The organism is Nostoc sp. FACHB-133 (assembly GCF_014698055.1).
Lineage (GTDB): Bacteria > Cyanobacteriota > Cyanobacteriia > Cyanobacteriales > Nostocaceae > Nostoc.
This window is the reverse complement of record NZ_JACJSH010000008.1, coordinates 51,275-71,373: the sequence shown is the minus strand read 5'-3', so window position 1 is coordinate 71,373 and position 20,099 is coordinate 51,275. Positions and strand designations below refer to the sequence as shown.

At 38.2% G+C, this 20,099-nt stretch carries 17 protein-coding genes; 3 read left to right on the top strand and 14 right to left on the bottom strand.

Annotation, left to right across the window (positions count from 1 at the left end; all coding sequences use genetic code 11):
- Positions 1–27 precede the first annotated feature (27 nt).
- From H6G86_RS09055 to H6G86_RS09035, 5 genes are all read right to left on the bottom strand, one after another.
- Positions 28–1,230 carry an FtsW/RodA/SpoVE family cell cycle protein gene (locus tag H6G86_RS09055; RefSeq protein ID WP_190934031.1) on the bottom strand — a complete coding sequence of 401 codons (1,203 nt, stop codon included), beginning with the start codon at positions 1,228–1,230 and terminating at the stop codon, positions 28–30.
- A gap of 345 nt (positions 1,231–1,575) precedes the next feature.
- Positions 1,576–3,024, bottom strand: coding sequence for a sensor histidine kinase (locus H6G86_RS09050; RefSeq protein ID WP_190934030.1), 1,449 nt, complete (start codon positions 3,022–3,024; stop codon positions 1,576–1,578).
- A 10-nt stretch (positions 3,025–3,034) separates the two neighbouring features.
- A complete protein-coding gene (locus tag H6G86_RS09045) occupies positions 3,035–3,586 on the bottom strand; it encodes a heme NO-binding domain-containing protein (protein ID WP_190934029.1) in 552 nt (183 codons plus the stop codon).
- Positions 3,587–3,890: 304 nt separating this feature from the next.
- Positions 3,891–4,625 (bottom strand): iron-containing redox enzyme family protein, encoded by a 735-nt coding sequence (locus tag H6G86_RS09040; RefSeq protein WP_190934028.1) that lies wholly within the window; start codon positions 4,623–4,625, stop codon positions 3,891–3,893.
- Positions 4,622–5,389, bottom strand: coding sequence for a class I SAM-dependent methyltransferase (locus H6G86_RS09035; RefSeq protein WP_190934027.1), 768 nt, complete (start codon positions 5,387–5,389; stop codon positions 4,622–4,624). Before H6G86_RS09035 ends, H6G86_RS09040 begins: the two co-directional genes overlap by 4 nt.
- A 499-nt stretch (positions 5,390–5,888) precedes the next feature.
- Between H6G86_RS09035 and H6G86_RS09030 the strand changes: the two genes are divergently transcribed.
- Positions 5,889–6,890 carry a hypothetical protein gene (locus tag H6G86_RS09030; protein WP_190934026.1) on the top strand — a complete coding sequence of 334 codons (1,002 nt, stop codon included), beginning with the start codon at positions 5,889–5,891 and terminating at the stop codon, positions 6,888–6,890.
- A gap of 207 nt (positions 6,891–7,097) precedes the next feature.
- On the opposite strand, the gene H6G86_RS09025 is transcribed toward H6G86_RS09030, so the two are convergent.
- The 4 genes from H6G86_RS09025 to H6G86_RS09010 form a co-directional block, all read right to left on the bottom strand.
- Entirely contained in the window at positions 7,098–7,304 is a 207-nt protein-coding gene (locus tag H6G86_RS09025) for a phycobilisome linker polypeptide (protein ID WP_012411143.1), read from the bottom strand.
- 223 nt (positions 7,305–7,527) lie between these two features.
- On the bottom strand, positions 7,528–8,016 hold the full coding sequence (gene apcB, locus H6G86_RS09020) for an allophycocyanin subunit beta (RefSeq protein WP_069068902.1): 489 nt from the start codon (positions 8,014–8,016) through the stop codon (positions 7,528–7,530).
- A 65-nt stretch (positions 8,017–8,081) separates the two neighbouring features.
- Entirely contained in the window at positions 8,082–8,567 is a 486-nt protein-coding gene (apcA, locus tag H6G86_RS09015; RefSeq protein ID WP_012411145.1) for an allophycocyanin subunit alpha, read from the bottom strand.
- A gap of 391 nt (positions 8,568–8,958) precedes the next feature.
- Positions 8,959–12,252 (bottom strand): phycobilisome rod-core linker polypeptide, encoded by a 3,294-nt coding sequence (locus H6G86_RS09010; protein WP_190934025.1) that lies wholly within the window; start codon positions 12,250–12,252, stop codon positions 8,959–8,961.
- Between the two features lie 542 nt (positions 12,253–12,794).
- Between H6G86_RS09010 and H6G86_RS09005 the strand changes: the two genes are divergently transcribed.
- Both H6G86_RS09005 and H6G86_RS09000 read left to right on the top strand, forming a co-directional pair.
- Entirely contained in the window at positions 12,795–13,325 is a 531-nt protein-coding gene (locus H6G86_RS09005) for a hypothetical protein (RefSeq protein WP_190934024.1), read from the top strand.
- A gap of 28 nt (positions 13,326–13,353) precedes the next feature.
- Positions 13,354–14,487, top strand: a complete 1,134-nt coding sequence (locus H6G86_RS09000) for a hypothetical protein (RefSeq protein WP_190934023.1) — start codon at positions 13,354–13,356, stop codon at positions 14,485–14,487.
- Between the two features lie 391 nt (positions 14,488–14,878).
- Here the strand turns inward: H6G86_RS09000 and H6G86_RS08995 are convergent, their stop codons facing one another.
- From H6G86_RS08995 to H6G86_RS08975, 5 genes are all read right to left on the bottom strand, one after another.
- Positions 14,879–16,012 (bottom strand): glycosyltransferase family 2 protein, encoded by a 1,134-nt coding sequence (locus H6G86_RS08995; RefSeq protein ID WP_242064752.1) that lies wholly within the window; start codon positions 16,010–16,012, stop codon positions 14,879–14,881.
- Between the two features lie 52 nt (positions 16,013–16,064).
- The gene (locus H6G86_RS08990) at positions 16,065–16,838 is read right to left on the bottom strand and encodes a glycosyltransferase (RefSeq protein WP_190934022.1); all 774 of its coding nucleotides are present in this window, start codon (positions 16,836–16,838) and stop codon (positions 16,065–16,067) included.
- 26 nt (positions 16,839–16,864) lie between these two features.
- Positions 16,865–18,181 (bottom strand): EpsG family protein, encoded by a 1,317-nt coding sequence (locus tag H6G86_RS08985; protein ID WP_190934021.1) that lies wholly within the window; start codon positions 18,179–18,181, stop codon positions 16,865–16,867.
- A 15-nt stretch (positions 18,182–18,196) separates the two neighbouring features.
- Positions 18,197–19,180 (bottom strand): glycosyltransferase, encoded by a 984-nt coding sequence (locus tag H6G86_RS08980; RefSeq protein ID WP_190934020.1) that lies wholly within the window; start codon positions 19,178–19,180, stop codon positions 18,197–18,199.
- Positions 19,181–19,357: 177 nt separating this feature from the next.
- Positions 19,358–20,092, bottom strand: coding sequence for an FkbM family methyltransferase (locus H6G86_RS08975; protein WP_190934019.1), 735 nt, complete (start codon positions 20,090–20,092; stop codon positions 19,358–19,360).
- Between the last annotated feature and the right edge of the window lie 7 nt (positions 20,093–20,099).

Below are 20,099 nucleotides of genomic sequence, written 5' to 3'. Positions count from 1 at the left end.
AGGTTGCCTGCCCTATTTACTACTAACTCAATTCCTATTTTTCTGAAAACTCCGATGTCGTCGCCCATTTTGAAACAGGGGTTTTCGTAACGGTACCACCTCAGCTTCATTACTCTCGCGTGCTACCCGAATCAGCAACCCAGCAGCTATTAAGCTAGCAATCATAGAATTACCACCATAACTAAACATTGGTAAAGGTAAGCCTGTAGTTGGTAGAGAACCTGTAGCCACACCAATATGGAGCAGTGATTGTCCTATCATCAAAATCGTCACACCGATCGCTACCAATCGATGCACTATATTTTTAGCCTTCAGCGCCACAATTAATCCGAGGGTGGCAAATGTAGCTAAAAGTGCCAACAACACCATACTGCCAACAAAGCCAAACTCCTCAGCGAACACGGCAAAAATAAAATCGGTATCCTGAATGGGTAAATAAAACAGTTTTTGTTGAGAAAGCCCAAACCCGGCTCCCCAAGTCCTACCAGAACCCACAGCTAGTAGACTTTGCACCAACTGGTAGCCATCTCCTGTAGCATCCGCCCAAGGATTGAGGAATGACATCACCCGCTTACGCTGATACTCTTTTATGCTAATACTGAGTATCGCCAACATTACTCCGCCAATTGCTGTTCCTCCCAGGTACTTGTAAGGTAAGCCAGCCGCGAGAGCAATTAGCCAAATAGTCATACCGCAAAGTGCTGTTGTACTTAAGTTGGGCTGGGCAAGAATTCCTAAAAGTACCAAACCGAAAATACCCAACCAAGCAAAGCGAACCCGCCAACTGATACGTTCCCACTGACCAAAAAGCCGAGCACTTTGCAGCACCAAAAAGGGTTTAATTAATTCTGAAGGTTGAATAGGAATTGGCCCGATCGCAATCCAACGGGCTGCGTCAAATGCCTTTTTTCCCAATCCTGGGATCAGTGTGACGAAAATTAATGCCAAAAACAGCAACAAAAACCAATGGGATACTCCCAAAATTTTTTGTAACGGCAAATTAACAATAATATTAAATCCGATTAAAGAAACTAAGACCCAAAGTAGTTGACGCTTAAAGTAGTACAGTCCATCACTCTGACGCGCGTCAGCGACGGGATAGGATGCTGAAAATAACATTATCAAGCCGACAAACAGCCAAATCAACGTTAACCAGCGCAACAAACGCGCTTCTAGTGCCCAGTTCGAAACTGAACTATCAAAAATTGGAATCAGGCGGCGTAGATTCACGAGCAGTACAGGTAAAAAGTTAGGAATTAGGAGTTAGAAATAAAACTCATAAATCATAACTTATAACTCATAAGTAGTCTTTAAAACTATAAATCTTAGAGTTGTTAACTTCAATACACTGTTAGTTAAATATTTTTGACAAATTTGGTTGGCTATGAATGCCATATCCTTAGACGAAACAAGCTATGCTTACCATCCCATAGAGATAGCATCACTACACGTAAACTAAAATCAATATTTTATACATTAAACACAGTAGTTTTAAAAATAATTGAGAATTCAGAGAGTTAAAAATAAATGGTTAGTGCTTCTCTGCCACTGCAAGCATTTCTTAATTCTCATAATTCATAAAACATAACTCAACGATTTGACGCAATCAACTGCTTGTGTGTCCATAGAGAGGGGAATTTCAATCCAGAATTCAGTGCCCTGCCCAGTTTCTGATACACATTTCAGTGTTCCCCCATGTTTTTCAACTACAATTTGATAGCTAATTGACAAACCTAGTCCTGTACCCTTACCCACAGGCTTAGTTGTGAAAAATGGATCAAACAGTCGTTCCTTAACTGCTTCTGTCATTCCTGAACCATTATCAGCAATTCGGATAACACAGTTTGTTTCAATGACTTCTGTAATAATTGTAATTATATTCGGACTGGCATGAATTTCTGCGATCGCACGTTTATCGTTATGGCTTTCGAGTGCATCGATGGCATTACTGATAATATTCATGAATACTTGATTGAGTTGGCCGGCGTAGCAATCTACCAAAGGCAAGTTTCCATAGTTTTTAACTACTTTTATCCCAGGATGATCTACACTATTCTTAAACCGATTCTGTAAAATCAGCAAGGTACTATCTAGTCCGTGGTGAATATCAACCTTTTTCATTCCTGCTTCATCAAGACGAGAGAAGTTCCGCAGAGACAAGACAATTTCAGAGATCCTTTCGGCTCCTACTTGCATCGAATCTAGAATTTTAGGCAAATCATCTAGTAAAAAATCTAACTCGATTTCCTCAATGTATTCTTTAATTTCTGGCACAGGATTGGCATAAAATTGCTGGTAAAGAAGTACAAGCTTCAGCAAACACTGTGTATAATCTTTTGTATATTTTAAATTTCCGTAAATAAAGTTAACAGGGTTGTTAATTTCGTGAGCAACTCCTGCAACCAACTGCCCCAAACTGGACATTTTCTCCGCCTGAACCAATTGGGCTTGAGTTTGCTGTAGCTCCCGGAGAGATTTTTCCAATCTTTTAGCCTGAGCCTCAGCAATTTCCGCTAGGTTCTCCTTAATTTGCAGCGCACTCCGCAGTTGTGCCCTTTGTTGTTTCAGTTCGCTTGTTAACTTTTTGGCATCAGTCAAAGCAGTGTTCTGAGCTTGCAGTAAAAACAGAAAATCAACTATTGGGTCGTGAATCGCAAAGTCTTTGAGCTTGATACCCAAAGGAGCCAAGCTAGTTGTATCTGTAATCCAGGGAGAACCTAAAAAAAATATTACCTCCTCCTCTGGTTGATACATCATCTGACCCTTTAGCTGCATTCCATTGTGAAGAAACTCTAAAATAAATAGGGCACGAGGCTGGTTACTAATAGCATCAAAATCAATCAGAATCTTTGGACGATTAATCTGGAAATGCTGCTCAATCAATTTACCAACTAATGGCTCAGGACTAATGCGCTCCAAGACATCACCAGTTTGTACAATTTCACGATTACGGCTAAATGCAAAGTGGAAGGGAAAAGCTTTCGCCAGTAACTCTGGTGAAAGCGTAAGCTGAGGAGGAGCCATGCTGCTGCACTCAATTTGGTTTATAAATTACTAAAAATTCATCATGTTCAGCACCTTCATCCCGATTCTGGGTTTGGGTAATATGAACTTCTGTATCAAACCTTGTTCCCAATCCTTTGATTAGACCAATAACCATTGGAGTTAGCCCTTCTCGATCAGAACGATAGTGTAAATTTAGAGAATTTTTCTCCATATCAGTACACTCAAATGATGGGGGCTGGAGTTTAGGAAAGCTAACTCCTACACGAGCATGAAGATTGTCGAGGTTTTCTAAAAACTCAGGCAATGTATCTCCACTCATGTCCAGCATTTCACCATAGCCTTCTTGGGCTGTGTACTGAACCCAGAATTCCCCAAAGGCTTGCATAATCTGTTTGGGAGATAAACTTAGAACGACACTAGCAGCTTTTACCAACTTGTGGGTGATGTCATCGGGATAGCCTTCCATACTGAGGAAAACATCTACGTCCACCTCTGCTTTGTGCTTAATTTGTTTCCAAGTCTCTTCGCCAAAACGACTGCATACCATGTCTTGAATCGCCTTGTTCACTAAACCGTACATGGAAGCCTCCTGATGACTGCACCTAATTTTGCTTTGTGAATTTACCCAAGACTCGACAACTAATTTCTTAAAAAGGTTATTTAAATGACAATATTTTCTGTAGTTATACTTTGAAAATGTTTTGTTACAGATTTAAAATCCCAAAAAAACAAGTAAAACTATTTGTATTCTAATGCTACAAATCCTCATTGTTACAACCGTATTTTCACTTATTGCTTTGCCCAGATAGTTTTGAGGATCTGTAGTAAGCACTAAAGTCCTTACTACAAACTTGTTTACTCATCAATTTAAACTTGACACAATACTACAGCAATGCATCAAAATGCACCCATGAATCAGGATACAAGCTGTATTTAGAGATTTGACGCTGAATCCCATTAAAAAATTGGACACGCGCATCCATAGCTTCAACAATAGCCAGTTTTACCTTGATATCCTCCTCATTCATGGTGATTTGAGGTTCAATCACTGCTGCCAGCTTTGCTGCATGACTATCATCTACATCAATATGGACTTCAAAAAAGATCAGGGCTTCTTTGGGTAAGGGAGCAGCACCAATAATTCCTTTATATAGTTGCGTGTAAAGTGAGCTAACAATCCCTTCGGAAGCATAACAGACAGCACTTAGTGCAGCTAAGTAGCCATATTTATGTGGCATCTGCAAGTAAGTTTCAATCAGGGCACGAGTTTCAGGTACAGTGGGCAGTGCTGCCAAAGTTTCGTCGTCGATACCAAGGGCGCGGGTAAATTGACGAAACAACTCTGGGTGGGACTGAGTTATATCTCCCTGTCCCATTTCGTCAAATAGGTTTTCTAAGATGACTAACTGACTACTTTCATCTTCGCAACAAGATAAAATACTGGCCAAGATCCGATTAAATTGTTTGGAGAATTTGTACATCTGAACAGCTAGTATCTGTACGTCTGGTAAAAATAAATTTCCAGCCCGACAACGGATTAGGAACTCATGGTTCCATAAAGGATGATTAACTGTTATTTCACGGAAAGAATTTCTTGCTAAAGAAGATATCTGTGTCATCGTGATATTTGTAGGGCTAGATGGAGTGGTTGGTCAAGTAAAGGACTAAAAAATGATTGGTCTACTGCAATATGTTCTGGAGTTACACGTAATTCCTGTAAAATTGGCATAGTATTAAAGCCAGCAATTCTAAGGGCATTAAAGTAATCTTCAAGAGTTTTGTGAATCAATTGGACATTTAACCAGGAGCCATCTCGTTTCCAAATACGACCAGGAAACTGCTGATCTCGCTTACTGAAGTAGCCTGCACCCTCAACTTGAAAATAAAATGGATATGCTGCCTCCCGCATATATGGAAAAGATGGATGGGGAACGCTAAATACAAATTTACCGCCGGGACGAAGAATGCGTGCAACTTCTGCCATACATTCTTGGGTTTGAGAAATTGTCAAATAGTTAAATAAAAATACTGCAACAACTAAGTCAATTTTGCCATCATCAAACTGCTTGAGATTGGTAGCACATCCTACTTCATAGCTAATACCTAAACCATCTTCGACTTCTTGCAACTTTGCAGCTTCAATCATGCCTTGGGAAAGGTCTATTCCATATACTTGTGCAGCACCACGCCTATGTAATTCTCGACTGCAATAACCTTCTCCACAACCTATATCAACTACTCGCAGTCCACTAACAGGCTCACAAAGCTCTAGTACAAAAGGACGTGCTGTAAAGTCTGAGAGCGAACTAGGTTCTCCTCTAATCCAGTCTGATGCTGTGCGATTGTATAAGTTGATAGTTGAGTCTTTGTGATTATTTGACATATTTAGCTATCTATTTATATTAGAGTTATCTTGGTTTTAATCAATCGAGGTTTATAAGAATTTAATACTATATATGTTGTAACATTTACCTAATTTAATGCTAATGTTGATTTTACTGATTTTTGTTTTATGGTTAATTTTGCGTAAAAAAATGATAGGTTTCAAGATTAAACCTAAATGAAATATTCTTAACTTTTTAATTTCTTTAAATATAAAAACATTAATATAATCAGGCTTCATGAAGTTTTCGAAATACTTAGTTAATGGCTACTTTACATACAAATATATTGAGGCTTAAACTTTAACTTTACATATACTTTACTAATCTGGTTAAAGTTAACTCTTTAAATCAAGATAAACAATAGAAAGTAAACAGTATATTTTACGAAGTATAAGGAGAATAATCTTGTTAAGTTGTAATAGTCAGATCGTTTTTAAAATGAAATGGCTTGGGATGTATGAGTGATTTAAATAATTTAGAATAACCTTGGAAGAGATCATGTTAGAAGAACTGTTAGACAAGTCAGTAGTGGGCGATCGCGTAGAATATGACCGTGCGATCGCATTCTCTCAACTTGGCGATCGACTCTTTGATGAGCTTGCTGAGAAAATTGCTACAAGACGACAGTACCGATTATTGTTTGAACACACATTAAAGGCTGAGTTGTTCCAGCAGATCCGCATTGCTGCTGCTGGTTATATTTCAGCGTGTCTGAATAGTCACATAATTCTTTCAGAAGCCGAAATGCTGGAACGACTATTGGAAGCAAGAAATACATTACCGAACTACACAGGTACTGGTCTTTTGATGCCCAAGCGAGAACATACTTTAGCATTTAACCTCTTTCAAAAAAGTGTAGCTGAGGCTTTCTACCAATTAGGAGCAAATGAACTGATTGATGCAGTAGATTTACCAGTCAATCTCCGCATAGTTTATGGTAAAACTGATGCAAAAAAATTGAGTTTGCCCTTCGCTAGCTCAAAATGCCATAGCGATGTCTGGGCAGGTGTTGCTGCTGATGCGACTGTAGTAGTTCTGCCACTATTTGGCGACATCGATAATATAACCATTGAAGCAGGTGAGATGCCCCGCGAGATTGAACTACAGTTTATGCAAGTGATGTCAGACTTCGATGAAGGTCAGAATGTTCCAATGGTTGTCTCCTATACAGAAGCACAACTGCAACATGGCACGATGTACTTTAATGATGCCCGTGGATTGCACCAAACAGTAAGAAGGAAAACTGAAGGTTTAAGAATTTCTGTAGATTTCCGGTTTCGGAGGAAATTCAATGAAGCCTACCGGGTAATGGTAGCACCTAGTCTTGGTGGTGTTGAAGAAGATATGAGCGTGCCTTATGAAGACTGGCTGAAAGTTGGTCAAGAAACGCTAATTGTGTTTGATGAAAGTTGTGAACAAGCCAGGAAAAAACAGAATTCTGGCGCTCCAGTTCCGCTATATACTCGTGGTTATCGCCTTATAGAGATGTTCAACTCTTAACTTTCAGAAATATAAGTAATAAAAAAAGAGGTCTGGTATTAGACCTCTTTATCAATTTTTATCACCCATAGACCTAGATTCATAAATTTTGCGATAGTCTAATTTTCCAAAATAGAAAACAGATTTTTTGTAATATTAATTCTCAACAAAAAAGAGGTCTTTTTCAACCTCTTACCAATTCCCTAAAATAATATTCTATTTACAGAATTACGACAAGCCAGTATTAGCACCTTGTTTACCAGTTGCCAATTCCACTTTGATAATTTTACCGCCTGCTTTTTGAATACGTTGCTGTTCACGGAACCAGTTTTCGTATGGAACTAGCTTAGTGAAGTAGGTATTTTGTAGTTCGCGTTGGGTACGAATTCGGGTTTGGCTGGGAACTAGAGCAGTAATTTTAAACAAACGGGACATATTTTGAAAATCTCCTGTAAACTTTGTGAAAACTTTTTTTATCTCAAAATCTTGAGTGCAAATCTTTTAATCATTCCAAGGCTGGAAATCAAACATCAATACTAGACCACCAACACTCATCACTGATAATTTACCAAGATAAGCAATATAACGTTCTAGCACTCACGGTTGATTTCCAGACCTTAATAAAGCCGCACCTAAATTGTTAAGCGCAAACTAGCTCTTAGCTTAAGCCAGAAGAGATATAGTCTAAGTAAACGCCCATTTCCTTACCAGCGTCAGAACCAACCAAGCTAGCGGTTACTTCCTTGATTGCTTGGATAGCTTGCACAGTAGCACCAACGGGAACTCCTAAAGAGTTGTAGGTTTCCTTCAAGCCATTTAATACACGCTCATCCAAAATGGAAGGATCGCCAGCTAACATAGCGTAGGTGGCATAGCGGAGGTAGTAGTCCAAATCACGGATGCAAGCAGCATAGCGGCGGGTAGTGTACATGTTGCCGCCGGGACGGGTGATGTCAGAGTATAGCAAAGATTTTGCTACAGCTTCTTTGACGATCGCAGCAGCGTTAGCGCTGATGGTGCTAGCAGCACGTACCCGCAGTTCGCCAGTAGCGAAGTAGCCTTTTAGTTTTTCTAAAGCAGAGCTGTCTAAGTATTTACCTTGAACGTCTGCGGAGTTAATGACAGCGGTAATTGCGTCTTGAGCCATGTTGTTAATTCCTTATTTCCAACCGTATTGCAATACTTCTGTTTCGGCAGGGAAACAGCATCACCCTATAGCAGGGCACCAACTAGGTAGTCGAAGTAGGTACCAGCTTCAGAAGCATCATCACCAGACAGCAATGTAGTAGCTACATTCTTCAGCCCACGGATACCTTCAGCAACACCATCAATAGGGGTTCCCAAGGACTTGTACAGTTCACGGGCACCGATAACACCAATTTCTTCAATCGGTGTAACATCACCAGCAACGATACCGTAGGTAACGAGGCGGAGGTAGTAATCTAGGTCACGCAGGCAAGTAGCAGTCAATTCTTGACCGTAAGCGTTACCACCAGGAGACACAACATCAGGACGCTTTTGGAACAATTGATCGCCAGCTTGCTTAACCAGCCGCTCACGATTTTCTGTCAAAATTTGAGCAATCCGCACGCGGCGTTCACCACTGGCAACAAAGGATTTGATCCGATCCAATTCACCAGGGCTGAGGTAGCGAGCTTCTGCGTCAGCATTCACGATAGCTTTCGTGACGATACTCATTAATGGATTCCTCCAATACAAATGAAACCAGGATTTGATTTAACTGGTGAGACTCTAAATTTGGTTTACTGAGTTTGTTCTCTCGTTCTTTTAGACACAACACTTTGATAACTGCTACGGCTAATCAATTACGAGTTTTTTGAGTCAACACAAGTACACAAGCTTTTAAACTCAGTTACCTTCCGCAAAACATTTTCCGGCATTCTGTTGAGCATTTATGACTGCTCTTAACACTTTGTAATATTACCTTTCAGAATTCCCTGTTTTAGCTGTAATCTGAGAGCAATATTACGAAAGGTTACGAAAGGGAAAGGGCAAAGGTTACAGGGGACAGGGAACAGTAAATAATCTGTACCCTATTCCCTATTCCCTATTCCCTATTCCCTATTCCCTATTCCCTATTCCCTATTGGGAAGCGGTTGTAAGGCACAACATCTTCACCGAAGTAGCGGCTATATTCTGGACTTTCGACTATTGCTTTTACAGCAGCCGATAAACCACTATCAGTTAGCAGCTGGTTGCACTGGCGAATTTCTTCCTGATCTGCGGGTGTACGCCCCAACAGGTGACGGAAGAGGAACTCAATGACCTTGGCATGAGGATAAGGTGATAAGAAGCGCTGACGATAGATTTCGGAACTAGCTAGCTCACGCACAAACTCCCGCACGGAAATTTCACCATTCTGGAGTTTGTTGTCTAGGTCAGTACGGCGGAAATTATCAGGTACTTCACCGCTAAATACATCCAATACCTGACAGTAAATGGCGTTGATTGCCTGTTGTGTTTCGGCTTGGTTTGCACTTTCTGTTAGACGGTAAATGCGTGCATGTTTACGCACACTCACTTCTACGGGTTGTCCGCTACCATCGTTGTAGGAACGACCTAGTTCAGCAAAAGCGGGCTTGCTCTTGTTGATACCGTTTGTTTGGGCTGCTATATCTGCGATCGCCTGCGTCAAAAGTGGTGTATCGTTACTAACTCCTACGCGGGCTTGCACGGGTTTAAAGCTAGGCACAACTACGTCATCGTTTTGCTTGGTCAGCTGGTTGTACAGCTTCTCGGTATTCGGGAAGTTTGCCGCAGGTAGGGTTGGGAAGCGACGGTAAGGAACCGTATCTTCACCAAATACTTGGTTATATTCCACACTATCTACCAAAGCACCAATAAAGGCACGAATCCCTTGAGTCGCCAAAATTTGGTTATACTTGCGGATTTCTGCTTGGTCTAATGGCGCACGTCCTAAGAAGTGTTTGGTTCCCAACTCAATCACTTTGGTGTTGGGGTAAGGTGTGTAGAATTCTTTCAGGTAGAGGTTCGAGTAACCCAAACCTTGAATAAATTCCTTCACACTGATTTCGCCGTTCCCCAACTTGCTTTCCCACGCCGTAAATTCATTTTTAGCGATGTAGGGTGCAATATCGCGCTCAAAAATCTGACGATAGGCAGCGCTAATCAAGGTTTTTACTGCAACTTTGTCGCTGGTATTGGAAACCAGTTTGAAGATTTTGGTTTGTTCGCGTTGCTTGCTAACACCTTGGTTAATACGGAACTGAATATCTGGTTCTGACCGTTTTTCTGTGACTGTACCCAATGTCACAAAGCTTGGCGTTACTTCCTTCTGAACTTTTGCGGCAACATCTTCACGAATGCTACCAACGCGCAATTGCCGCCCAGATACACCACCGGGAGTCAGATACCGTTCGTAAGGAATTGTATCTTCACCAAATGCTTCGCTGTATTCTACGCTGTTAATGATGGCATCAACTACTGCGTAAAAACCTTGTTTGGAAGCAATGTCAAAGTACTTGTTGATTTCTTGACGGCCATAAGTCGGACGACCCAACAAGCGGCGGTGAATATACTCGATCGCTTTACAAACATAGAGCGATGACCAGTACAGATTGCGGAATACATCAGACTTAGCCAAAGCACGGATAAACTCCCGTACAGAGATGTCGCCGTTTTCCAGCTTTATTTCCAATACTTTAGGGCGCTGACCTTCGTAAAGATCGCGACCGAAAACTTGCAGGTAAGCAGCTCTAATCACAGCTTGGGTTGAGCTTTCGGAGAATCTGACGCTAGAATTTTTGGCAGCCTTTTTACCTCTTGTACCAGGTAGTTGGTCTAATTTGAACACCTTGGGCCCAAGTGTACCAGGAGCTTCACCCCGTGCTTTGGGATTACTATTTTGGTTATTAATCCCTGCGCCTTGGTGAATCAGGATGCGTTTGGTATCTTTGCCAAAAGGAGCAGGACGGGTGCTGGGGTTGCGAGTTTCTTTCGGGAAAATCGCGCCAAACTGAATTTCGAGGGGGTCATTACCAGAACCGTAAGGATGTTGGTCTGGTAGTGGCTGTTCGTAAGCCGCAAATGTGGTAATGAACTGAGGGATTTTGCGGAAAGGCGCACTGTAGTTAAACAGGTCTTGCTGCGGCCCCCAGTTGCGACATTCTTGTGCTTCTTGGCCCAGACCCCGGAGGTAAGGTACTGTTTCTTCACCAAAATAGTCGCCGTATTCAGCAGAATCGACTAAGGCATCTACCAAGGCTGGCAGACCACCATTAGAAATAATCGAGAAGTATTTTTGCACTTCTTCCCGGCTACTTGGGCCCCGTCCTAAAATGTGGCGGAAAGCAAGTTCGACGACTCGGCTGTTAATAAAAGGCTGGTAAAACTGTTTTTGGTAAAGGGGAGATTTAGCAAGACGACGAACAAACTCCTTCACGGAGATATCGCCATTTTTTACCTTGGATTCTAAGTCAGATATGGACAAGCTATAAGCACGGGTAATGTCGCGCTCAAAAATTTGCCGATATGCCGCTTTGATTACCTCATTTTTTTCGCTAGCTGACAACCCAGTTTTCATCACAAACTTGGGACGGCGTTCTGCTGCATTAAAGTAAATTTGCGGCAGTTGCAACCCTTGTTGGTCGCTAGAGGGACGTTGACGGACTTTATTTGAAGGTGTGGCTGCTTTGAATTCTGTTAACAAAACATCCATGTACTGAGACACAATTTCTGTAGCCTCAGCATCCTTGCGGAAAAAGGAAAGTGATCCGGCTTTGATTTCTTGCAAAGCTACCAGCGTTGCTTCACCAGAGCAGGCATTTTCAATTATTTCCCGCAAACCCCGTGTGTTCACCGCTATGATGTTGGGGTCGCCAGCAACGATCGCATAAGTAGCGTAGCGCAAGAACCAGGATAAATCCCGCAAGCTCTTGGCCATATTGCTGGGGCCGTAACGAGCAATGTTAATTGGTCTGAAACCTGCGGGTACCGGACCGCTGGGGGATGAGTTAAATATTGATCGTAAATTTTCTAGGAACCCGCCACGACTTTCAACGTAGGTTACAGTTCCTAGTTGCATCCCTTGCTGAACATTAGCACCACCACCACCAGCAGTTACTAGTTCTGCTTCTCTGGGCTTTTCTAAAAAAGCCATTGGCGAACCACCAACAAAAATCCGGTTGGCAGCGCGAGACACAATAATCTCGGCATTATCTGTAAGCGTTTGGGAAATTTCTAACCGCTTTGCACCAGATGCAAAATAGCTTGCCAGTTCATTGAGTTCACCACTTCCCAAAAAGCGGTCTTGCTGCTCGGCTTGGGTAATTGTCGCTACAGCTAGGGTTTGATATAGTTGCGGACGCGCAACTGAGCTTCCACCACTCGCCTTAACACTCATCGGCTTTGTAAAACTCCCATCATAATCGTTATATATGTTAAATCTGGGTCGCTTTGAGGCTTGACACATCGGTGTCTCTATGCTTTATGAACTTGAGAGTATTGCCTGCAAAACTGCCAGTAAATTAACCCAGTTAGCTTTTAGATTAGAACGTTTTGCGTTCTCAAGGCTGGTTTATTAAGAAGTGTGTAGAACCCGTAGCTTAGATACATCCAGTCTCAAGAGTACATACTCTTGTTTGGCTGAGATCAAATCTAAGTTTTGTAACTCAGAAATAGGCTAGGCATGGTCTACTGATGCCGAAAACCTCTATTTTGATGTTTGTGGCAGTATCCATTCTAAGATTATTGCAAATGTTACAAAATCTTAGTTGAAACTAAATTTCCTTCAGCAATGATCGGTGGACAGTAGTCATTAGTCGATGTTAAGTTGTTTTTGCTACTGATGACTTAAGATTGCGAAATAACGCCGCCCTGGAAATAATTCTCAAAATGCAGTGTTTTTTAGCTTTAGCTATCAGTATTCTTTAACGGGAAAATACTATGCACAAAAGTTCTAAATTTAACTATTTATTCAATGTTGCCCTATCTGCGATCGCAGTTATTTTAGCCGTCACTCCTGCAAATGCGCTTCCAGAGCAAAACATCAACACTGTTGTTAAGTGGGCAAAAACGCGATCGCAATTACCAACTTTGAGATACAACAGCGAAGCCCACGGCTACGAGGGTACAAAGGGAAATTTATACTTTTATGCTGATGTCACTTCTCAAAATGGGACAGTGACTAAAGAAGGAATAACTGTGAGTGGTGACTCAAGCATCAAATTCACCACAAAAAATGCCAAAGCGGTGAAACTGTTACAAAATATTTATAATTCTAATATTGCTAATGACTTCCAGAAGTCTCGGTATGCCACCAAGGTTGGACGTGACCAGTTTTATCGTGGACAAAAGTTTGCTTACATCACGGCGGCGGTGCAAGGTGGGTCATCATTCCAGATAATTCCCTTGAATAAGTTGCAAGAGTTTATAGATAATGCCAAATATTGCCAAACTAATCAATGCGACATTTAATTAAGTGTGTTATTAAATTCGGTATTTCATGCTGATAAAGCGACGTAAATTTATAGGCTTGATTCCTGGTTTCGTAATAGCTAGTACTAGCTGCATTCTTTTAAGTTTCAATGCCACCAAATATTTAACAGTTAATCGGAAACGAAATTTACCCTTCTTCTTAGGCTGGTATGACCACATTTACAATATTGATGTTTCAACTCAAGTATCTTCTAAAGGAATTGATCTATTAATACCTTATGTAGGAGAAGCAGACAAGGGAAAAATTCAAGCATTTCTGGATACTTCTAAGAAAGCAGGAGTAAAAGTTTTATTAGAGATTTATCGTCCCTTAGTTGAATCAGAAAATATCTTAGGGGTAAAACATTTTATTCGTACTTATAAAAATCATCCTTCCGTTTATGGTTGGTATCTGTATGATGAACCAGAGATTAAAAAACCTACACCGCTCTCTCCAGATTTATTAGAAAAGGTATACAAAGCTATTAAAGAAGAAGATAAAACTAAGCCAGTTGCTTTAGTCTTTGCTGACATTAAAAAAATTGAATCTTACGCCGATGCAATGGATATACTGATGTGGGATCGTTATCCTTGTGAGGAGGGAGTTTCAGAATTTGAATGGGTATTATCTTACCGAAAGGCACTGTATAAAGTAATTTCTCTAGCTTATGTTAAAAAGAAAAAATTTTGGAACGTACTACAGGCTTATAGCAAAAATCAGTTCAAAAAACGACTACCAACAAAAAGAGAATTTCGCTATATGTTTTACTTATCAGTCCTTACAGGAGCAGATGGGCTGCTATTTTGGACGCACTACCTCTCTTCACATTTCTGGAATGAGTCAGTTTTGTATCCTACTATTCAGGAATTTCGAGATTATGTTCCTGCAATTGTTAGAGAGGAAGATCCAAAGAATCAAGTACAAGTAAATCACTCAGATATAGAAGTTAAATTATTCTCTATTCCTAATACTAAAAATTTTGTGATGATAGCTGCTAATCACAATGATACTGAGATTAATCTCACCGTAAAACTCCCTCAAAAATTAGCTAATAAATTAGTTACTTTTAATCAAAACCCTATTACCAAACTATCTGCTGAGGCAGGATTCAGTATTCTTTTAAAAGCTTACGAAGTTCTGCTATATCAAATTGTGATATAAAAAATCCTTCTCTAAGAATTAGAGATTCTCTAAATAAAATAAAGAGTAGGCACTTCAACCTTTTTTCCTAAAAACTTAAGTATAACAGTCCTAAATTATACGTGAAAGCTTCTCTTTATTCTCTTAGGGCTGTTCTCTAACAAGACGCTACGTGTAGAAGACACACCAGAAGGGACTTCGTTAATTTTCATAACATAAATAGGATTGCTATATCTGCAAACCTTCATATTCTTGCTTAGTTTTGAAAAATATAATTAGGGTAATTTAATAGCGTTGCAAAAATCAGCTTATTTGATGATAAGTTTGGAGACAACTGTCTTGAGCTAGAGGATATTAGAAGCAAGGAAATTAAAAGTTCTGCAAAGAAATAAAAGGTGCGTCACATATTAATTTACCAATTTTTTACTCCCATAATTTTCTGGCGAAATAATTGATATGTATATCCAGAAAAGTGAGCAATCGGCATACTTAATAAAGTAACACCACAAAATAACCAACGGCTAAAAAATGATGGTATTTTATCTTCATTACCTCGCCAAATTTCGGCAGAAAAGCTTTTCCGATATACCAAATTAACTCGTAAACTCTCTAAAAAAGGCAAAAATAAACCTATTATTACTAATATTTCTATAGGCAGACCTAGCTTAGGAAATAGTAAATCAACAATCAGCAGTAAAATTACAGTAGATATAAATACAAAAGGTAATAAACCTCTTAACTGCGATTTTAGTTTGTGTTTTGTACTCGTTAAATAGCGACCTCTGCCATATCTAAAATATTGAATAAACAAGGACTTCCAGTTTTTTCGAGGGTAGTACCAGGCACGAATTTTGGAGTCAATATATATTGCTTGTTTATTGTGGGAAATTAATCTTTGATTTAATTCAGCATCTTGGTTAGTAATTTGTGTTGTGTCAAATACCTTTTTTAATCTCAAGTTTAATTCAGCATCTTCATTAGAACTTGCTTGGCTATTATAGCCTTGTATCTCTAGTAAACTCTTTTTCCAGAAGCACCCTAAATAAACTGTATCCGCATAACCTGTATAGTTGGGATTTCTATATCTAGCTCCACCATTACCAAGAAAACTTTTGGATGCAAGGGAAACACCAGCTTGGAAGGAAGTTTGTGCAACAAAACGCTGCGCTCCACCAACATTGTTAGCTTTTGATTCTATTAAAGCCTCGACACATCTTTCAATGTAGTCAGGTGCATAGTCCGAATGGGCATCAATTCTAATAAAAACATCACCGATGCATTCAGATAGAACTAAATTAAGACCAGCCGATTGAATTTTTTCAGGATTATATATTAATTGAACTCGTGCATCTTTATATGATAGTTTTTTGACTATTTCTTGAGTGCCATCATTACTGCCACCATCAGCCACAAATATCTCGATTAGGTTTGGATAACTTGTTCTTAAAAACCCTAAAATTAGGTTTTCTATATAATTTACCTCGTTATAGGTTGGTATAGCTACAGTTACAGAAGGAAAAGTATTGGCTCTGGGTTCAACTAACATATTAGATTTAGCTATCAGATTGAATTTACCTTAGAAGAAATAACAATTTCAATTACAAGAAGATTTTTATAGGGATCATCATAAAGCGCATACATGCTTTTAAAAAGCATAAACTATCAGTTTTCAAGCTATTAATAGGAGATAGTGGAAAGTATTTCTTACGTAACTGTCTGTGTACCTTATAATGTTTAAAGACTTTTATAGAAGATATGCCTGTAGTGTCATAGTAAGAAATGGGAAAATATAGCAGGTGTGGTTGAGCAATTAAAGAAGCTCTAATATTAAAATCATAATCCATTTCTAAAGCTAGTCGCTCATCATATAAGCCGACTTTTTGGATAAGCATTTGAGAGAAAATGGTAGACTGGTGACAAATAGGATTACGAGATAAAAATAAGCTTTGATTCCAATAACTATACTGCTTAATATGTCTTTTTAAGTATTGCTTACGGCTCAAAGAGATAGTTTCTCCAAACGCCCAAAGCCATTTTTGTTTCATATAAGAATCTACAATTTTAGTAATTACTGCTTTATTAACTAAAGTATCTCCAGAATTTAAAAAAATCAATAAAGTACCTGATGATTTCATTAATCCTACATTAAAAGCATTAGCAATACCAACACCATTTTGCTGAAACATAGTTATTTTTTTCTCATGTTTATATTGATTGATAAGAGTCACTGTTTCGTCTATTGAATGTCCGTCAATAATAATGTGATTTATATATTTATAGTCTTGCATGCTAACACTATCTAAAGTTTTGAGTATACAATTTGAAGAATTTTTTGTTAGAGTTATTACATCAACTTCAATTAGGTTATTCATGATTTTTTAAAATTAAAAGAATTTATTTACCACCGAGAAATAGTGAGATTAATATAATCTATAATAGATGAATTAAACACACGTCCTTCTAAGTAATTGAATGTAGGATTTGCACGAGTATTAGCTTGTAAAAAATAAATAAAGTAACTAACTGACAAAAAAACAAAAATAATTATAGAAAATAATTTTATTGGTGGTTTAAGCTTACTCTTTCTTTCTAGTGGTAAATAGAAGAAAATTCCTAAAAAGGATAGAAGTATAAGACTCAATCTCAAAGGAAGGTAATCAAGATTGCGGGTAAATAAAAATAAAATTGACTGCAATACATAAAGACATAGCATACTTAAGTCTAAACGCTGTTCTTCTAAAGTAAGGCAAGAATTTAAGCTTGTACCAATGTAATTATCTCGTGAAAGATTTATATAAAAATAACCAAGAAATGCTACAAGTACTAAATGAGCTAAGAAACCAATACTCGATAGTTGATTTTTTACGAAAAATGAACTTTTAGCAGCTAAGAAACTGAGTTGAGGAATACTACTAATTTTATCAAAGATAGATGTAATAGTAGCTTGGTTCACAGAATATATTAATCCAAATATAAATAGACTGATACTTGTATATTTAATTGAAACAATAATTTTATGAAAAATTTTATTATTTAATAAGTTATTTAAATCGATAAATTGTATAATTATTATAGGTAAATAAAGAAGTATAGAGTAATGATTTATAATACTTAAAAATAGGAATAATATACAAGTAATCTTATTTTTTTTAGAAACTAATGCACACAAGAAAAAAGTACTTGATATGAATTGGCGCATTATAAATGCTTGAAGATAAAATGCCGGATTCAGTAAAACAACAAATATTAATAAAGCATAATATTTTTTTGAAATCCCCTTACAAATTACGAAAAATGTTAGAAAATTAATAATAAAAGACCAAAGTAATAGAAAGCCAAGCTCTGAACCATTACATATAATAAATAATATAGAAGCGAGAAAATAAAAACCTGGTTCAAATGGAAACTTGGCTGATTGAAAACATTCTACTGGATTATCACCATTACAATCTCGATACGCTATTAAATATTGCTCGGTATCAGCTTGAATATCTATAAGACAACAGAAAAGACTGATAGTGACCGCAACTAGCAAAAGTATAGAATTATTGAGTAAGCTGTCTAGGCTATAAGATTTTGAGCTTCTATTGAGAAATACAAATAAAAGTAGTGGTAAAACTCCAACTATCGGGATTTTTATCCATATAATTATTCCAACAAATAGCAGAATATACTTTTGATAGTTGGTTTGGACACTTGATAAATTAAAAGTCATTATCTAATGCTATACTTAGGTAATCAAAGATTTGTTAAATAAGCTTAACCAGACTATATGTTCTTCTCCATTCATGCTCATAATAGTAAATAAACTATGAACTTGACCTTTAGTCCAGTTCCACATAATTAATGTTTCTGCTTGATTTTTCGGATTAATTGAAGCTTTAACATAGCAAGCGACTACTTGTAAAAAACCTTTAAAAATTCGGAGAATGGATATAAACAACCAAATATAATATGAACGGTTCCAACGCATAACAGCAATGTAAGGAGCTGCGGCACCAAAACCATACATTAAGTTAAAAAGATAAGTTTCTGATATGCGCTTTGTGGGGATAAAATGGTGCAGCACACAATCAGGTGTATACCAAAGTTCATAACCTACGTTCATAATTCGTAAAACTATCTCAGAATCTCCTCCTGCACTTAGCTTTTTTCCTTCTCTATCGTTGAGTAATTGTTTATCTAACCAGCCACTTTTCTCAAGGGCAGTTCTACGAATAACTAAACCTGCACCTGGAATTTGGTAATTACGACGATTTAATTGTTTTGAAGCTTCGCCACGCTCATAAGCAGCAAATTTACCTGAATGTTTAACAAGGATGGGTGAAGGAGTTATTTCCCAATCTAGAACTACCTTGCCACCAAAAGCACCACAATTTAGATGAGTTGCAGCAAATTGTATTGCTTTATCTATCCAGTCTTCTGATAAAAGGCAATCATCATCAACAAAAGCGAGCCATTCACTAGTTGTATTCTTAATTCCACATAAACGGGCGTGAGTTAATCCTTGTTTTTGCTCTACTATCCTACGCAAGTTAGGGATTAATCGTGAATTAATGTGCTTGTTAACAATATCGGCAGTTTCGTCTGTACAGTTATTATCTACAACTAAAACTGACGAATTATAAATTTTATAACCTTTCTGTAATGAAATTGCTGTGAGAACACGATCTAATAAAGCTGCATTGTTATAAGTACAAATTACAATATCCATAAGTAAAATACTCCACAAGCAAGGAACTGATCAAGATATAGGGATCATATTTGATTTTTGAAAAATATAATTGCATAGCAACTTGTCATACAAAGGTTTCTTTTTCAGTATAGCTAGCAAGATTCAAGTAGGCTTTAGGATTCTTATTATTATAAAATAAGCATTTTCAAATAAGTACTAAGACCAGTTTTGGCTTTTTAAAAGCCAGTGATCTTTACGAATGAATAAAATATCACATTGTCCCATTGCATTATCCAATGGTCTACGCAGAACATTGACAATTTCATAGGGTTGAAAATTTTGTTCATTCATCCATGCTATTGATTCATGCAGTAGAATCATCTCTGATGAAAATCGAAAAAATTGCAGTTCTAGTAAAATAAATTCTGAAGATTTTAGGACTTTTTTCGCTCCCGATAAAACATTTAATTCATAACCTTGAACGTCAATTTTTATAAAATGTGGTTGTTTAATAACTCCTTGCTCAAACAGATTGTCTATAGATACAATTGGTACTTCACGAGAGCCAATACCAGAATACATCAGACTACTACTATCCAAATCTTGAGTCACACCTATCTGTAATGTACCAGGCTCGGAACCAGCCGCAGCCAAAATAAACTTGGTATTACTATGTTGATTGGTCAAGACCTTTAAAGGTGGTAATCGCTCTTCAAGAGGCTCGATCATAAAATATCCAGCATCTGGCCAACTTTGCATTGCTAACTTCGTCCAAGAACCTTGTGCCGCTCCAATATCTAGGACCACTTGAGGGCTATAGCCACGTTGAGCAAGACCCTTCAGACATAAGTCCATACCTACTCCCTGAGCAAGTCGAGCAAGTCGTAAGTTAAAAGGTTTTAAAACTTTATTTGCTAGAAGTTGTATATTTTCTTTAATAACAGATACCATCCAAATT

Coding starts and splice junctions, on each gene's coding strand:
- H6G86_RS09030 (WP_190934026.1), top strand. CDS start 5,889: ATGTTAGAAGAACTGTTAGACAAGTCAGTAGTGGGCGATCGCGTAGAA.
- H6G86_RS09050 (WP_190934030.1), bottom strand. CDS start 3,024: ATGGCTCCTCCTCAGCTTACGCTTTCACCAGAGTTACTGGCGAAAGCT.
- H6G86_RS09040 (WP_190934028.1), bottom strand. CDS start 4,625: ATGACACAGATATCTTCTTTAGCAAGAAATTCTTTCCGTGAAATAACA.
- H6G86_RS08985 (WP_190934021.1), bottom strand. CDS start 18,181: ATGACTTTTAATTTATCAAGTGTCCAAACCAACTATCAAAAGTATATT.
- H6G86_RS09045 (WP_190934029.1), bottom strand. CDS start 3,586: ATGTACGGTTTAGTGAACAAGGCGATTCAAGACATGGTATGCAGTCGT.
- H6G86_RS09000 (WP_190934023.1), top strand. CDS start 13,354: ATGCTGATAAAGCGACGTAAATTTATAGGCTTGATTCCTGGTTTCGTA.
- apcB (WP_069068902.1), bottom strand. CDS start 8,016: ATGGCTCAAGACGCAATTACCGCTGTCATTAACTCCGCAGACGTTCAA.
- H6G86_RS08975 (WP_190934019.1), bottom strand. CDS start 20,092: ATGGTATCTGTTATTAAAGAAAATATACAACTTCTAGCAAATAAAGTT.
- apcA (WP_012411145.1), bottom strand. CDS start 8,567: ATGAGTATCGTCACGAAAGCTATCGTGAATGCTGACGCAGAAGCTCGC.
- H6G86_RS08980 (WP_190934020.1), bottom strand. CDS start 19,180: ATGGATATTGTAATTTGTACTTATAACAATGCAGCTTTATTAGATCGT.
- H6G86_RS09005 (WP_190934024.1), top strand. CDS start 12,795: ATGCACAAAAGTTCTAAATTTAACTATTTATTCAATGTTGCCCTATCT.
- H6G86_RS08995 (WP_242064752.1), bottom strand. CDS start 16,012: ATGTTAGTTGAACCCAGAGCCAATACTTTTCCTTCTGTAACTGTAGCT.
- H6G86_RS09025 (WP_012411143.1), bottom strand. CDS start 7,304: ATGTCCCGTTTGTTTAAAATTACTGCTCTAGTTCCCAGCCAAACCCGA.
- H6G86_RS09035 (WP_190934027.1), bottom strand. CDS start 5,389: ATGTCAAATAATCACAAAGACTCAACTATCAACTTATACAATCGCACA.
- H6G86_RS08990 (WP_190934022.1), bottom strand. CDS start 16,838: ATGAATAACCTAATTGAAGTTGATGTAATAACTCTAACAAAAAATTCT.
- H6G86_RS09010 (WP_190934025.1), bottom strand. CDS start 12,252: ATGAGTGTTAAGGCGAGTGGTGGAAGCTCAGTTGCGCGTCCGCAACTA.